At 62.9% G+C, this 14,200-nt stretch carries 11 protein-coding genes; 3 read left to right on the top strand and 8 right to left on the bottom strand.

What is annotated here, in order from left to right:
• Positions 1–70 precede the first annotated feature (70 nt).
• Positions 71–1,951, top strand: coding sequence for an ABC transporter ATP-binding protein (locus ACEW7X_RS05905; RefSeq protein WP_068369422.1), 1,881 nt, complete (start codon positions 71–73; stop codon positions 1,949–1,951).
• Between the two features lie 262 nt (positions 1,952–2,213).
• Here the strand turns inward: ACEW7X_RS05905 and adhP are convergent, their stop codons facing one another.
• Both adhP and ACEW7X_RS05895 read right to left on the bottom strand, forming a co-directional pair.
• Positions 2,214–3,242 carry an alcohol dehydrogenase AdhP gene (gene adhP, locus ACEW7X_RS05900; protein ID WP_068368927.1) on the bottom strand — a complete coding sequence of 343 codons (1,029 nt, stop codon included), beginning with the start codon at positions 3,240–3,242 and terminating at the stop codon, positions 2,214–2,216.
• Between the two features lie 175 nt (positions 3,243–3,417).
• Positions 3,418–4,944 (bottom strand): aldehyde dehydrogenase family protein, encoded by a 1,527-nt coding sequence (locus ACEW7X_RS05895; protein WP_068368929.1) that lies wholly within the window; start codon positions 4,942–4,944, stop codon positions 3,418–3,420.
• Between the two features lie 246 nt (positions 4,945–5,190).
• Here ACEW7X_RS05895 and ACEW7X_RS05890 point away from each other — a divergent pair, with 246 nt between their 5' ends.
• Positions 5,191–7,347: a sigma-54-dependent Fis family transcriptional regulator gene (locus ACEW7X_RS05890; protein ID WP_420177725.1), complete on the top strand. Its 2,157-nt coding sequence runs from the start codon at positions 5,191–5,193 to the stop codon at positions 7,345–7,347.
• On the opposite strand, the gene ACEW7X_RS05885 is transcribed toward ACEW7X_RS05890, so the two are convergent.
• Positions 7,344–7,793 carry a hypothetical protein gene (locus ACEW7X_RS05885; RefSeq protein ID WP_068368935.1) on the bottom strand — a complete coding sequence of 150 codons (450 nt, stop codon included), beginning with the start codon at positions 7,791–7,793 and terminating at the stop codon, positions 7,344–7,346. The genes ACEW7X_RS05890 and ACEW7X_RS05885 overlap by 4 nt on opposite strands.
• Positions 7,790–8,353: a VUT family protein gene (locus ACEW7X_RS05880; RefSeq protein ID WP_068368938.1), complete on the bottom strand. Its 564-nt coding sequence runs from the start codon at positions 8,351–8,353 to the stop codon at positions 7,790–7,792. Before ACEW7X_RS05880 ends, ACEW7X_RS05885 begins: the two co-directional genes overlap by 4 nt.
• Positions 8,354–8,664: 311 nt before the next feature.
• On the opposite strand from ACEW7X_RS05880, the gene ACEW7X_RS05875 reads away from it, so the two are divergent.
• On the top strand, positions 8,665–9,027 hold the full coding sequence (locus ACEW7X_RS05875; protein ID WP_257741005.1) for a VanZ family protein: 363 nt from the start codon (positions 8,665–8,667) through the stop codon (positions 9,025–9,027).
• Between the two features lie 313 nt (positions 9,028–9,340).
• Here ACEW7X_RS05875 and ACEW7X_RS05870 read toward each other — a convergent pair whose 3' ends face one another.
• From ACEW7X_RS05870 to poxB, 4 genes are all read right to left on the bottom strand, one after another.
• Positions 9,341–9,571 (bottom strand): hypothetical protein, encoded by a 231-nt coding sequence (locus ACEW7X_RS05870; protein WP_068368941.1) that lies wholly within the window; start codon positions 9,569–9,571, stop codon positions 9,341–9,343.
• 10 nt (positions 9,572–9,581) lie between these two features.
• Complete coding sequence (gene cydB / locus ACEW7X_RS05865; RefSeq protein WP_415359025.1) at positions 9,582–10,715, bottom strand: cytochrome d ubiquinol oxidase subunit II; 1,134 nt, start codon at positions 10,713–10,715, stop codon at positions 9,582–9,584.
• 18 nt (positions 10,716–10,733) lie between these two features.
• On the bottom strand, positions 10,734–12,311 hold the full coding sequence (locus ACEW7X_RS05860) for a cytochrome ubiquinol oxidase subunit I (protein ID WP_068368947.1): 1,578 nt from the start codon (positions 12,309–12,311) through the stop codon (positions 10,734–10,736).
• A gap of 149 nt (positions 12,312–12,460) precedes the next feature.
• On the bottom strand, positions 12,461–14,197 hold the full coding sequence (gene poxB, locus ACEW7X_RS05855) for a ubiquinone-dependent pyruvate dehydrogenase (RefSeq protein WP_134838243.1): 1,737 nt from the start codon (positions 14,195–14,197) through the stop codon (positions 12,461–12,463).
• Between the last annotated feature and the right edge of the window lie 3 nt (positions 14,198–14,200).

Genomic DNA, 14,200 nt, shown 5'->3' with positions numbered 1-14,200 from the left:
ACCCTGGCCGTCGCGGGCCATGCATGGCCGCCGCCATGCCGCAAACCGTTTTCCCATTTCCGAGCACCGCATGCCAAAACAGACCAAGCCGTCCCTGTTCAAACGCTTCGAAGACCTGATCAATCCGTTCCGGCCCGCGCCCGATATCGCTCCGCCTGATTCCGTCGGCGCGTTCTACCGCTTCTACCTGAAACAGGTCTGGCACTGGTTCGCCCTGTTGCTGGTGGTAGGCCTGGCCGGTTCGCTGGTAGAAGTCGCGCTGTTCAGCTTCATCGGCCAGATCGTCGACATGGCGCAGTCCACCCCCAAGGAAGACTTCTTCTCGGTACACGGTCCTGCCCTGCTGACCATGGCAATCATTGCGCTGTTGGTGCGCCCGGTGCTATCCGGCCTGCACAACCTCATCGTGCACCAGACCATCAATCCGAACTTCACCACGATGATCCGCTGGCAGAACCACCGCTATGTCCTGGGGCAAAGCCTGGCCTTCTTCCAGAATGACTTGGCCGGCAGGACTGCCAGCCGCATCATGCAAACGTCATTGGCGCTACGCGATTCCTCGGTGCAGATGGTGGACGCGCTGTGGCGCATGGTGGTGTATTCCGGCAGCGCCATCTATCTGTTCGCTCAGGCAGACTGGCTGCTGACCCTGCCGCTGCTGTTCTGGCTGGCCTGCTACATCGGCATGCTGTCCTATTTCGTGCCGCTTGCGCGACGCCGTTCGGCCGCCTCCGCAGCCGCGCGCGCCAAGCTGCTGGGCCGTATCGTCGACAGTTACACGAACATCAGCACCCTGAAGCTCTTTGCCCATACGCGCCTGGAAGAACAGCATGCCCAGAGCGCCATGGCCGAACAGACCGCCAAGGCGCAAATGTCCGGCCGCGTGATCACCGCCATGGATTTCGCGATTACCAGCCTCAGCGGCATCTTGATCGCCGGGACGGCGGGGCTTGCCATCTGGCTCTGGCACACCGGCCAGGCTTCGCTGGGGGTCATTGCGCTGTCAACCGGGCTGGTCATCCGCATCAATACCATGTCCGGCTGGATCATGTGGGTCGTCAGCGGTATTTTCGAGAACTTCGGCGTGGTGCAGGATGGCCTGCGCACCATCGCCCAGCCACGCTCGGTCGTGGACGTCCCGGATGCCAAACCGCTTACGGTGACCCAGGGCGATATCCGTTTCGACCATGTCCAGTTCCATTACGATGCACGCCACCCGGTATTGCAAGGCGTGGATCTGCACATCAAGCCAGGCGAGAAAATCGGCCTGATCGGTCCGTCCGGTGTCGGCAAGTCCACACTGGTCAACCTGCTGCTGAGGCTCTATGACGTGCAAGGCGGCCGCATTCTGGTCGACCATCAGGATATTGCGCTAGTGCAGCAGGACAGTCTGCGGGAACAGATCGGCATCGTGACCCAGGAGCCTTCGCTGCTGCACCGATCCATCCGCGAAAACCTGCTGTATGGCCGCCCCGGCGCCAGCGACGCAGAATTGCTCCAGGCACTTGCACAGGCCAGCGCGGCCGACTTCGTACCCAAGCTGAGCGATGGCGACGGACGCCAGGGCCTGGACGCCTATGTTGGCGAACGCGGCGTGAAACTTTCCGGTGGACAGCGCCAGCGCATCGCCATCGCCCGGGTACTGCTGAAGAATGCCCCCATCCTGGTGCTGGACGAAGCCACCTCGGCGCTGGACTCCGAGGTGGAAGCGGCCATCCAGGACAGCCTGGACGTACTGATGCGCGGCAAGACGGTCATTGCAATCGCGCACCGCCTGTCCACGATTGCCCGCATGGACCGGCTGGTCGTGCTGAACCAGGGGCATATCGTCGAAAGCGGCACGCATGCGGAGTTGCTGGCCCAGGGTGGCCTGTACGCGCGCCTGTGGGAACGCCAGAGCGGCGGCTTCGTGGCGCAGTCGATAGACGCGACCGAGAGCAGCGACGCCTGAGACAGGCCAATGCCGGGCATCCCGCCCGGCAATCGCCATCTCTGTCTCAGCCATCACCTGGCGTGGCACCAAGCACTTGGCACCGCCCCTTTCGTGCTGCCCGAGGCGGTAGCAAAGGCGCCATACACGCCACCACACCGTGCAGCACATCCACTGAAAAAATCATGAAAATGCCCCCGTGCAGGATAGCCGGGGGCATTTGCCTCATAGCGCCGATGCGCCGACTAGCCTTGCGCCAGCGCTCGCCGGGGATAGACGTCCGTCAGGCAGCCAGGTCAAGGACGACCCGGCCGTTGATCTTCCCGTTGCGCATGCGGTCGAACACATCGTTGACGTTTTCCAGGCGGTCGGAGGCCACGGTGGCCTTGACCTTGCCTTCGCCTGCGAAGTCCAGGGCTTCCTGCAGGTCCAGGCGGGTCCCTACGATGGAACCGCGTACCGTTGTGCCGTTGAGCACCATGTCGAAAATGGAGAGCGAAAATTCACCCGGCGGCAGGCCATTCAGCGCGATCGTGCCGCCACGGCGCGTCATCCCCATGGCCTGCTGGAATGCAATCGGCGACACTGCCGTGACCAACGCGCCGTGCACGCCGCCCACTTCACGCTTCAGATAGGCTGCCGGGTCGGTATTGCGCGCATTGACCGTGACCGTGGCGCCGAGCTTGCGCGCCAGTTCCAGCTTTTCATCATCGACGTCGACTGCCGCGACATTCAAGCCCATGGCCCGCGCATACTGCACGGCCACATGCCCCAGGCCGCCAATGCCGGAAATCGCCACCCATTGCCCGGCCTTGGTGTCGGTCATCTTTAGGCCTTTGTAGACCGTCACACCCGCGCACAGGATGGGCGCGATTTCGATGAAGTCGACATTCTTCGGCAGCAGGCCGACATAGGACGCATTGGCCAGCGCATACTCGGCAAATCCGCCATTGACCGAGTAGCCCGCATTCTGCTGCTTTTCACACAGTGTTTCCCAGCCGCCCAGGCAGTGTTCACAATAACCGCAGGCGGAATACAGCCACGGGATACCGACACGGTCGCCTTCCTTCACGTGCGTCACGCCCTGGCCCACAGCCACCACGTGGCCAACGCCCTCATGGCCAGGAATGAAGGGCGGATTGGGCTTTACCGGCCAATCGCCCTCGACGGCGTGCAAGTCGGTATGGCATACGCCGCAAGCCTCAATCTTGACGAGGATGTCGCCCGGGCCCGGGCGCGGCACTTCCACTTCTTCAATCTGCAGGGGTTGGCCGAAAGTGCGCAGGACTGCCGCTTTCATTGTGCGTTGCATGGATAAGCTCCTTGAACAAACCAGACTCCATCATGGACAAAAGCCCGACGGGGCGCATTGATCCCCGTCATGCCGTCCGCCACAGTCATTTGCGGCGCTTTCCAATGCCGCAAACCACGTGCAGGCGGGCGCCCCCGGGGCCGCAACCCCGGGAACCCTTGCCTGCTGTCATGCCTTAATAGAAGCCCAGTGCGTTCGGGCTGTAGCTCACCAGCAGGCATTTGGTCTGCTGATAGTTCGACAAAGCGACTTTGTGGGTTTCGCGGCCAATGCCGGATTCCTTGTAGCCTCCGAAGGCGGCATGCGCCGGATAGAGGTGATAGCAATTGGTCCAGACGCGGCCTGCCTGCACGCCGCGCCCCACGCGGTAGGCCTGCGAGCCATCGCGTGTCCAAACGCCAGCCCCCAAACCGAAGGACGTGTCATTGGCAATGGCAATGGCTTCGTCCTCGTCCTTGAAAGTGGTGACGGCAGCCACCGGCCCGAAGATTTCCTCCTGGAAGATGCGCATATCGTTCTTGCCCAGCAGCAGCGTCGGGCTGATGTAATAGCCCTCTTCCAGCCCGCCATGCAGCGCGTTGCGCGCGCCGCCGATCAGGCATTCCGCCCCTTCGTTGCGGCCGATGTCGATGTACGACAGGATCTTGTCCATCTGCACCTTGGAAACCTGTGCACCCACCATGGTCTGGCGGTCCAGCGGGTTGCCGGTCTTGATGGATTTCACGCGGGCAATGGCCTTTTCGATGAAGCGTTCGTAGATGGACTCCTGGATCAGGATGCGCGACGGGCACGTGCAGATTTCCCCCTGGTTCAGGGCGAACATCGACAGGCCCTCCAGCGCCTTGTCCAGGAAAGCATCGTCCTTGTCGAGCACGTCGGCAAAGAAGATATTGGGAGACTTGCCGCCCAGTTCCACTGTCGCCGGAATCAGGTTCTCCGCCGCAGCGTGCAGGATGTGGCGACCGACCGGCGTGGAGCCGGTGAAAGCCACCTTGGCGATGCGCTTGCTGGTGGCCAGTGCCTCGCCGGCTTCCTTGCCATAGCCATTGACGATATTCAGCACGCCGGCGGGCAACAGCTCACCGATCAGTTCCACCAGCACCAGGATGGAGGCCGGCGTCTGTTCTGCCGGTTTGAGCACCACCGGGCAACCAGCGGCCAGGGCCGGCGCCAGTTTCCATGCAGCCATCAGAAGCGGGAAATTCCAAGGAATGATCTGGCCGACAACGCCGATGGGCTCCTTGAAGTGATAGGCGACCGTGGTGCTGTCAATCTCGGAAATGGCGCCCTCCTCGGCGCGCAGGCAACCCGCGAAATAGCGGAAGTGATCGACGGCCAGCGGAAGGTCCGCCGCCAGGGTTTCGCGCAGCGGCTTGCCGTTGTCTATGGTTTCGGCGACCGCCAGGCGCTCGAGGTTCTGCTCGATGCGGTCGGCAATGCGCAGCAGGATATTGGAACGTTCCGCAGCGGACGTCCGGCCCCAGGCCGCACGTGCCGCATGGGCGGCGTCCAGCGCCAGTTCGATGTCCTGCGCGTCGGAACGCGGCACACTGGTAAAGGCCTGGCCGGTGATGGGCGAAATGTCCTCGAAGTAATTGCCTGCCACCGGCGGCACCCACTTGCCGCCGATATAGTTTTCATACTTCTTCTTGAACGGAAATTCGACATCCAGTCCCAGCTTCTTCAAATCTGACAGATCCATGCCTCTTCTCCTTTAACGGTTCGGAACCGCACCATGCGGCGCCGCCCTTGTACAGACATGAGCAATTAGCGTGCCAGAAAACGCTTCTCGTTTTCCGCCCTAGCGTATGCGCAGGTTTAAGGCATAATTTGCTTATGACGTTCCGCAGCCCAGGCAGGCTGCAACGCCGCAATCCGCGACACTGCAACACATTCCGCGACAACAACTGTCGCAGAATGCGACACTGTTTCAGGGGAGGCTGTAGAGATGACGTTCCATTTCGCCACTGCACCACAAGCCGAGCCATCGTCGGCGCCGGTGCTGCGTTCCTGGCAGCGCTGCATGGCGCGGGAATCCGATATGCAGCCGGATCCCGTGATGCTGGTGCGCGGCGAGCTGAACGTGCGCCTGGCCCAGCATGCCAGTCTGCTGCAGGCAGCCCAACCCGAAATCGACACGCTCTCCAACACGGTGGGCCGCCATGCCGGCATTGTGCTGCTGGCCGATGCCACCGGCGTCATCCTCCAGACGGCAGGCAACGCCAGTTTCCTGCAACAGGCCGAAAGCGTGGCCCTGCAACCCGGCGTCAGCTGGGCCGAGCAGCACCGAGGCACCAATGCCATCGGAACGGCCTTGCTGGAAAACACGCCGGTACGCGTCCATGGCGCCGAACACTATCTGCACTGCAACCGCATCCTGAGCTGCCACGGCGCCCCGGTGTGGTCCCCGCGCGGTGACCGCATGGGGGTGCTGGACATTTCCGGCGCCGCATCGCAATTGCATGACTACGCACTGGGGCTGGCCTCGCTGTGCTCGCGTCTCATCACCAACCGCATGATGCAGCAAAGCCTGGCCGGCCGCGAGTTGCTGGTATTCCAGCGCCAGCCTTCGCTGCTTGAATCCACCGAACGCGCCATGCTGCTGCTGGACGACGGCCATATCGTCGGCGCCAATGACCTGGCCCTGACACTGCTGCGGGCATCCTGGCAGGACCTGCTCGACCAACCGGCGCAACAGTGGGTCGGAGACTGGCGCCAGTTGGGGCAGGATGCCGCAGAATTGCGCTCGCCGCTGGGGGAACGCTTCTACGCCTGCCTGTTTCGCACCGGCAAACGGGTGGCCAGCACCTTACCGGCTGCTGGCAACGCTGCCCACAATGCCGGCAGCCGCAGCGACAGCAGCCAGTACAAGCCCGCCCCCACGGAGGCGCGAACGACATACGGCCAGGACGCGGCCTTATCCAGCACGGAAAGCACATCTGCCGAGCGGGAGCAAATGCCGACACCGGCGGCGCCCGCCGCCAAGGAAGAACGAGCCGTCACACCGCGCCGCCATCCGGCCCTGTCTGCCGACCTGGCGCTGGACCCGCAATTGGTGTCACGTTTCGATGCAGTGCGCCGCGCCTTTGACGGTGGCCTGGGTGTATTCCTGCACGGGGAAACAGGTGCGGGCAAGGAAATTTATGCTCGCCGCCTGCATGCCGCGAGCCGCTGGCGCGACGGCCCGTTCGTCGCCGTGAACTGCGGCGCCCTGCCTGAATCGCTGATCGAGGCCGAACTGTTCGGCTACGAAGCCGGGGCCTTTACTGGTGCACGCCGCAACGGCGCCCGGGGCCGGCTACGGGAAGCGGATGGCGGTGTCTTGTTCCTGGATGAAATCGGCGACATGCCGCTGAGCCTGCAAACCCGCCTGTTGCGCGCCCTGCAGGAACGCGCCGTGCAACCTCTGGGATCGGACCGGCTGGTGCCGGTGGAATTCGGTCTGATCAGCGCGACCCATCGCGACATCGGCACACTGGTGCAATCCGAACAGTTCCGCAACGACCTTTTCTACCGCCTGCACGATCTGCGCGTGAACCTGCCGCCATTGCGGGAACGCCCGGACTTGCGCAGCTACCTGTGCAGCGCGCTGCGCGCCACAGCGGGCGACGCCATGCCCCTGACCCTGGATGACAGCGCCCTGGACCGCCTGAGCGCCCATGCCTGGCCCGGCAACTACCGCGAACTGCATGCCTTCCTGCGTACCCTGAGCGTGATGAGTGCGCCGGGCAGCGTCATCCGGGCCGAAGATGTTTCTGCGTTCCTGCAAAGCACGGTCCTGCCTGCCAGCCCCGCTACGACAGGCCCTGGTGCAACGCCAAGCGCTCCCCCACATGCCGCCGCCGGCTTCAATCCCAGCCCGGTCGGCGGTCCAGCCACGACCGACAAAGTCGACGTCCCTGCCACGGCGGCAGCATCCCACGTGCAGGCCACCGGCGCCAGCGGCCTGCGCCAGGCCACCATTACCATGATCGAGCAGGCCCTGGCGGCCTGCAGCGGCAACGTCACCCAGGCGGCGCGCCGCCTGGGCATCCATCGCAGCACCATCTACCGCTACCTGGAGCGCCATCCGCGCGCCACCTTGCGGCCGGGCTTCGCCCGCTAGGCCGGCCGTTTTCCGGTGCGCGGCAAGCGTCCGGCCTGCACCCGCGTGCGCACGGTCTGGCCCAGGGCCGGCAGCACAAAGCAGCCTTCGACTTCTACCTGGTGACCGAGCACGTGCGCGCAGTCTCGCGCGACCACCTGGGTCAGCATTTCCACATCACGAACCAACCGGTGCCCGATGAATGCGCGGATATAAGCGCCCAGCGAGAACACCTCCAGAAAGCGTGTCCGGCTGCGATAGCGGATACGCAGGCATGAACCAGCGCCCGGATTGCGCGAAGCCGGGCATAGTTCAGGCAGCACCAGTTCATGCTCCTGCCAGGTACGCAGCATGGGCGCAGGATTGGCGATGGTCTTCAACACGGCGCCGGTATCCGGCGTCCGGTAATCCCCAGGCGAAGACGGAACCAGGGTATGGTCAACCTGCACATCGGCTTGATCGTTCATGACGCATCTCCAGGGCAAACAGGCATGGCGGCTGGCGCACTGCGGCGTCGCCCTATCTGCATGAAAGGCAGCCAGGCCAGTGCTGCGGCAATCAGGAACTTGCCGATGACATCCGCATAGATGATCTGCGCCATGTCATAGGCGCTCATGGCGCCGGCAAACGCCAGCAGCGTGAATGCGGTACTGTCCAGCGGCACGCTGACGGCATTGCTGGCCAGAACACGGGCATGCCAGCGCCGATGACGCAGGCGCTGGAACATGGCAGTATCCGCCAGCTCCCCAGCCAGCACGGCGGCAAAGGATGCCAACAGAAAGCGCGGGGCCAGATGGGCGATGAACTGTCCATACACGGTCGTGACCAGCAAGGCCATGGCAATGGCCGCGTAAACCGTCGGCAAGCCATAGCCATGCAGACGGTCGCGCAAGGTGAAGACTGCAGCGAAAAAAATGGAACCGATACTGAACAGGCCGAACCAGGGCAGCTCGATGAAGCTATCCAGAAATACGTTGGCCAGCAAAATGGCGCAAACGTACGCAGCCAGCCAAAGGGCGCGCAACATGATGGAGACTCCTAGCCCGCCACCGGAAAATGGTCCGGCGCGGCGCGAAACAGGAACAGCGCGACAGAGGGCGAGAGCCCAAGCCGCAGAACATGCATTCTAGCGCAAGCGCCCTGCGGCCACCGGCTTGTAACCAGATTCCATCCCGCCCCTGGCCTGGGCGGGCCTCATGCTACGATCCGGCACAGGCCAGCCGTCTGTGCTGGCCCGTCTGCCGGCAGCCTGGCCGTTCGCTCGTTCCTGACGCGATGCGCCCAGGCTGCCTGGCTCGTTATTACTGTCCCCTGCTTCCGCTACTGACTTCCTTTTTCATGGCTCAATCAACGCTCGACAGACTTGCGCTGGCCGCCACCCTGGCCTTACTGGTCATCATCAGCTTCCTGACGCTGGCCTCCCCTGGTTCCCTGCCGCGCGTGGCCGGCGGCGACAAAGTGCATCATGCCCTTGCCTTCGCTGCCCTGGTCTTTCCTGTTGTCGTGGCGCGCCCTGCCTGGGCGCTGCGCGCTTTCATCGGTGCGGTCGCGTACGGCGGCCTGATCGAACTGGTGCAGCCCAGCTTCGGACGCGCCGGGGAATGGGCCGACCTGATCGCCGATACGATAGGCGCTGCTGCCGGTGTCGTCCTGGCCTGGCTGACGCGCTGGGTACTGCCCATCCGCAGCAACGTTGCCTGAACACTTTCCGACCAGGCATGGCGTAGCCCAAGGCACACGCTTTGGCTCCCCCCCCCCCCAGGCTTACGGCCCCAAGCGGCAAGCGGCAAGAATAGAACAAAAAGGCGATCCGGCTTTTATTGCCCGGACCGCCTTCTTTTTTACCTGCTGCCTGTGTGGCAAGCCTGATTGAGTCTGTCTGATGAAGGCCGCCTCATGAAAGCGCCCCCATGGAACCGACTTCATAAGGCCTGCTTTATGGCCCCCGCACCATTGAACACGCCTTGGCAGTTAGGCCTCGGGGCGCTGGCCTGACTGGCCAGCGCCAACCACCTCAATAGCCCGAAGTTTCCTTGGCTACCTTGGCTTTGCCCGACGCGCCGCTCTCGGCGGCTTCTTCCTGCGCTTCGAACAGAACACCGCCCAGAGCCGCCACCAGGATCATGAACCCTGTGCCCAGGAGCCAGGAAAAATACCATGGCCCGTAGTCGCCCAGCACGATCGCCAGAAGGATGACGATCACTGCGAGAACTCCGGCCACGATGAAACGTGCAAGTACCGACATGTCCGCCTCCTTAAAAAGCGTGGTGAGAGTTTTCGACCTGCTTGGCATCCACCTTGCCGCGCATCACCCAGAACGCCCAGCTCGTGTAGCAGATGATGAGCGGCATGAAGATCACGGTAAAGCCCAGCATCCAGCCCTGCGTGACAGCACTCGCACCGGAGTTCCAGACCGTCAGGCTATGCGACGGATTGGTCGACGAAGGCATCATGAACGGGAACATCGCTGCGCCAGCCGTGCCCAGCACGCCAACCCAGGCCAAGGCCCCCAGCCACCAGCCCAGCAGGTCACGGCGCGCGCGCAATGCCAGCAGGCCCAGTATGACGCCGATATAGGTCAGCGCCGGCAGGAGCCACAGCACGGGGTACTGGCTGAAGTTGGCCAGCAGGCCGCCAGGCACGCGTTCCACCGTCTGGTGCAAAGGCGTCTGCGCCGCCGCAAAATCCGGGCTCTGCACGATGCGGAAACCATCCATGCCCGAAACCCAGAAACCACCGATGGTGAACAGCACCAGCGCGACCACGCCGCCCCACAGCGAGGCACGGCGTGCACGCACCGCCACTTCACCCGCGCTGCCGCTCATCAGCATGGCGCCGCCCATGTAGATGGACATGGACACCGATACCAGGCCGCAAAGGATGGCGAACGGATTGAGCAACTCCAGGAAACTACCGGTGTAATAGGACGTCAGGCGCCAATCGAAATGGAACGGGACGCCCTGCAACACGTTGCCGATAGCTGCGCCGAAAATCAGCATGGGCACGAAACCGGACACGAACAGGCTCCAGTCCCAGGCGTTGCGCCAACGTTCGGACGGCATCTTGCTGCGGTACTCGAAACCCAGCGGACGCACGATCATGCTCCACAGCAGCACCAGCATCACAATATAGAAGCCGGAGAAGGCAGTGGCATAGACCAGCGGCCAGGCAGCGAAGATCGCGCCGCCGCCCAGGATGAACCAAACCTGGTTGCCGTCCCAGTGCGGGCCGATGATGTTGAGCGCCACACGGCGTTCGGCATCGGTGCGTCCGACAAAGCGCAGCAGCGTGCCTACCCCCATATCCATGCCGACCATGACGGCCAGCCCGATCAGGAGTACGCCCAGCAGCACCCACCAGACCACTTTCAGTACGAGATACATCTCCATGACGGAATCTCCTTGATCTCAGGACGCAACGGCTGGCGCCGGTGCGATGGACTGGGTGGACGTCTCGGGCTCGGGGTCGTCAGGCCCCTTGCGGATGGACCTCAGCATGAGGAAGATCTCGATCACCGCGAAGATCGTATAGATCACGACAAAGCCCACCAGGGAGACGATCATGTAGGTCAGGCTGTGCGTGGATGCCGACAGCCAGGTCGGCAGCACCTCATAGACCGTCCAGGGCTGGCGGCCCACTTCTGCAACCAGCCAGCCCATCTCACAGGCCAGGAACGGCACGGGAATCATCCAGACCGCGCCACGCAGGAACCAACGGTAATGATGCACCTTGTTGGCCAGGGTCAGAATGATGGCCAGCAGGAAGTAGCCCAGCATCAGCAGCCCCAGCGCCACCATGACACGGAACGACCAGAAGATCAGCCAGACCTCGGGAATCGTGTCCTTGGCCGCCTTGTCGATATCGGCTTGCGTGACACGCGACACATCGCCGTCAGGGGCATAGCGTTGCACCAGGAAACCATAGCCCAGGTCGGCCTTGTGCGCTTCGAACTGCGCCAGCGCCTCGGCATCCGTCGGATCGGCGCTCAGGCGTTCCATCGCCTTCAATGCCGGAATCCCGCCCTGGATCCTGAGCTTGGCCCGTTCTTCCAGCACATCGGCCGCGGGTACGGTGCCATCGAGCGAGTGCGTCACCAGAATGGACAGCATGGCCGGAATCTTCAGCGCCCACAGATTGCGCTGTTCTTCCTGTGACGGGAAAGCGATGGCGTTGAAAGACATCGGCGCTTCTTCAGTTTCCCACAGGGCTTCCATGGCCACCAGTTTGGTCGGCTGCGCATGCGCGCCCACGAAACCCAGTGCATCGCCCAGCGTGAGCACGCCCGCCGTCCCCAGCACGCCAAACAGCGATGCAATGCGGAAGGAACGCTTGGCCAGGTCCATATGCCGGTTGCGCAGCATATAGAAGGCACTGACGCCACAGACGAAAATCGCCGCCGTCACGTAACCGGCCAGCACCGTATGCACGAACTTGGCCTGCGCATCGGGGTTGAAAAACAGGTGGAAGAAGCTTTCCAGCTCCATACGCATGGTCACCGGGTTGAACGCGGCGCCCTGCGGACTTTGCATGAAGCTGTTGGCCACCAGAATCCACAGCGCGGACAGGTTGGAACCCAATGCGACCAGATAGGTCACGACCAAGTGCTGCGCCCGGCTCAGCTTGTTCCAGCCAAACACCATCAGCCCGATGAAAGTGGACTCCATGAAGAAGGCCATCAGCCCTTCCACGGCCAGCAGCGCGCCAAAGGCATCGCCCACGAAGCTGGAATAGAAGGACCAGTTCGTGCCGAACTGGAACTCCATCGTCAGGCCGGTCGCCACACCCAGCGCAAAGTTAATCATGAACAGCTTGGCCCAGAACTGGGTCATGCGGCGATAGACTTCCTTGCCCGTGGCCACATACACCGTCTCCATGACGGCGATGAGAATGGACAGTCCCAGGGTCAGGGGGACGAACAGGAAGTGATAAAGCGCAGTTGCCGCGAACTGAAGCCGCGACAAATCGACCACTGCATCATCTACCATCACGTTTACTCCTTGTGATAAAGGATCCCGGAAAAGGCGGGACCGGCCCGGCCCGGAAGCTGCTGCCGGTACTTACCTAAAAGGCGCGAGCCAATTACCGGCCCGCGCCCTTCCTGGATGCCTAGGATCAAGACCTCTGCTTGCCGGTATTACCGGGGCAGCAGATTGGTCCTGGCCAGGTCAATGACGTTGCTCATCTTGCCATCCATGACAGCACGCAAGCCCCACAGGCTGAAGCCCTTGACCTGTTCGATACCGATCGTGGGCGGCATGACCAGCTCCTGCTTGGCCGTCACGACGTCCAGCAACGCCGGGCCGTCATGGGCCAGCACTTCCTTCACGGCCGCTTCCAGGTCGCCCGGATCTTCCACGCGCACGGCATGGATGCCCACGGCACGCGCCACGGCAGAGAAATCGGGGTTATCGAGATCCACTTCCGTGTCGATGAAGCCCGCCGCCTTCATTTCCAGCGCCACGAAACCCAGCACGCCGTTATTGAAAACAACAATCTTCACCGGCAGGTTGCGGTGCTTGACCGTGATGAGGTCGCCCATCAGCATGGAAAAACCGCCGTCGCCGGAGAAAGTCACAACTTGCCGGTGCGGCTGGCATGCCTGGATGCCGATGGCCTGCGGCAGCGCATTGGCCATGGAGCCATGCGTCAACGAACCGATCAGACGGCGCTTGCCGTTCATTTTCAGGTAGCGTGCCGCCCATACCGTGGCCGTGCCGACGTCCGCCGTGAACACGGCATCTTCATCCGCGTGCTGGCTCAGCAGGCTGGCCAGGTATTGCGGGTGAATGGGCGGCTTGCCGGCGGTGCCCTGTGCCAGTTCGTCCAGGCCTGCGCGCGCGTCCTTGTAGTGCGCCAGCGCGGCATCCAGGAACTTGCGGTCGGTACGTGCTTTCAGCTTGGGCAGCACGGCTTCGATGGTCAGCGCCACATCGCCCACGATGCCCAGGTCGAGCTTGGCACGGCGGCCCAGGCTTTCCGGACGAATATCCACCTGGACGATCTTGCAATCGGTAGGCAGGAACTGCTTGTACGGGAAGTCGGTGCCCAGCATCAGCAGCGTGTCGCAATGATGCATGGCGGCATAGCCCGAGGAAAAACCGATGAAGCCCGTCATCCCAACGTCGAAGGGATTGTCGTACTCAACGTGCTCCTTGCCGCCCAGTGCGTGCACGATGGGGCTTTTGAGCGCATCGGCCAGCAGCAGCAGCTGGGCATGCGCACCCGCGCAGCCACGGCCCGCGAAAATCGCCACCTTGGACGAATCGTTGAGCAGGTCTGCCAGCGCGGTGATTTCCTCATCGGCGGGCGTGACCTTCGGCTGCGGCGGCAGCAGGCCGCGACGCGACGTCACGCTCTTGCGCGGCGAGGCCTGCAGCGCTACGTCGCCCGGCAGCACCACCACGGCAACCCCGCGCTTGCCGACGGCCGCGCGGATGGCATTGTCCAGCACATAGGGAATCTGGCTGGCGTCGGACACCAGTTCGCAGTAGTGACTGCACTCGCGGAACAGTTCCTGCGGATGCGTTTCCTGGAAATAGCCGCTACCGATTTCGGCTGACGGGATATGCGCAGCAATGGCCAGCACCGGCGTGCGGCTGCGATGCGCATCGAACAGGCCGTTGATCAGGTGCAGGTTGCCAGGACCGCAAGAGCCGGCACAAACCGACAGTTCGCCCGTGATCTGGGATTCGCCGGAAGCCGCGAACGCCGCCACTTCCTCGTGGCGCACACCGACCCACTCGACATCTTTCTGCTGGCGCAACGCTTCGGTCAGACCGTTCAGGCTATCGCCAACGATCCCATAGATACGCTTGACGCCGCCTTCCGCCAGCGTGCCAACTACATACTCAGCAACATTCTTGATACTCATGGC

The sequence above is a fragment of the Kerstersia gyiorum genome, assembly GCF_048595715.1.
Classification (GTDB): Bacteria; Pseudomonadota; Gammaproteobacteria; order Burkholderiales; family Burkholderiaceae_B; genus Kerstersia; species Kerstersia gyiorum.
This window is presented reverse-complemented; position numbering and strand designations above follow the sequence as displayed.

Excerpts from the sequence above, each read along its gene's own strand:
- ACEW7X_RS05905 (WP_068369422.1), top strand. The coding sequence starts at position 71 with ATGCCAAAACAGACCAAGCCGTCCCTGTTCAAACGCTTCGAAGACCTG.
- adhP (WP_068368927.1), bottom strand. The coding sequence starts at position 3,242 with ATGCAACGCACAATGAAAGCGGCAGTCCTGCGCACTTTCGGCCAACCC.
- ACEW7X_RS05895 (WP_068368929.1), bottom strand. The coding sequence starts at position 4,944 with ATGGATCTGTCAGATTTGAAGAAGCTGGGACTGGATGTCGAATTTCCG.
- ACEW7X_RS05890 (WP_420177725.1), top strand. The coding sequence starts at position 5,191 with ATGACGTTCCATTTCGCCACTGCACCACAAGCCGAGCCATCGTCGGCG.
- ACEW7X_RS05885 (WP_068368935.1), bottom strand. The coding sequence starts at position 7,793 with ATGAACGATCAAGCCGATGTGCAGGTTGACCATACCCTGGTTCCGTCT.
- ACEW7X_RS05880 (WP_068368938.1), bottom strand. The coding sequence starts at position 8,353 with ATGTTGCGCGCCCTTTGGCTGGCTGCGTACGTTTGCGCCATTTTGCTG.
- ACEW7X_RS05875 (WP_257741005.1), top strand. The coding sequence starts at position 8,665 with ATGGCTCAATCAACGCTCGACAGACTTGCGCTGGCCGCCACCCTGGCC.
- ACEW7X_RS05870 (WP_068368941.1), bottom strand. The coding sequence starts at position 9,571 with ATGTCGGTACTTGCACGTTTCATCGTGGCCGGAGTTCTCGCAGTGATC.
- cydB (WP_415359025.1), bottom strand. The coding sequence starts at position 10,715 with ATGGAGATGTATCTCGTACTGAAAGTGGTCTGGTGGGTGCTGCTGGGC.
- ACEW7X_RS05860 (WP_068368947.1), bottom strand. The coding sequence starts at position 12,311 with ATGGTAGATGATGCAGTGGTCGATTTGTCGCGGCTTCAGTTCGCGGCA.
- poxB (WP_134838243.1), bottom strand. The coding sequence starts at position 14,197 with ATGAGTATCAAGAATGTTGCTGAGTATGTAGTTGGCACGCTGGCGGAA.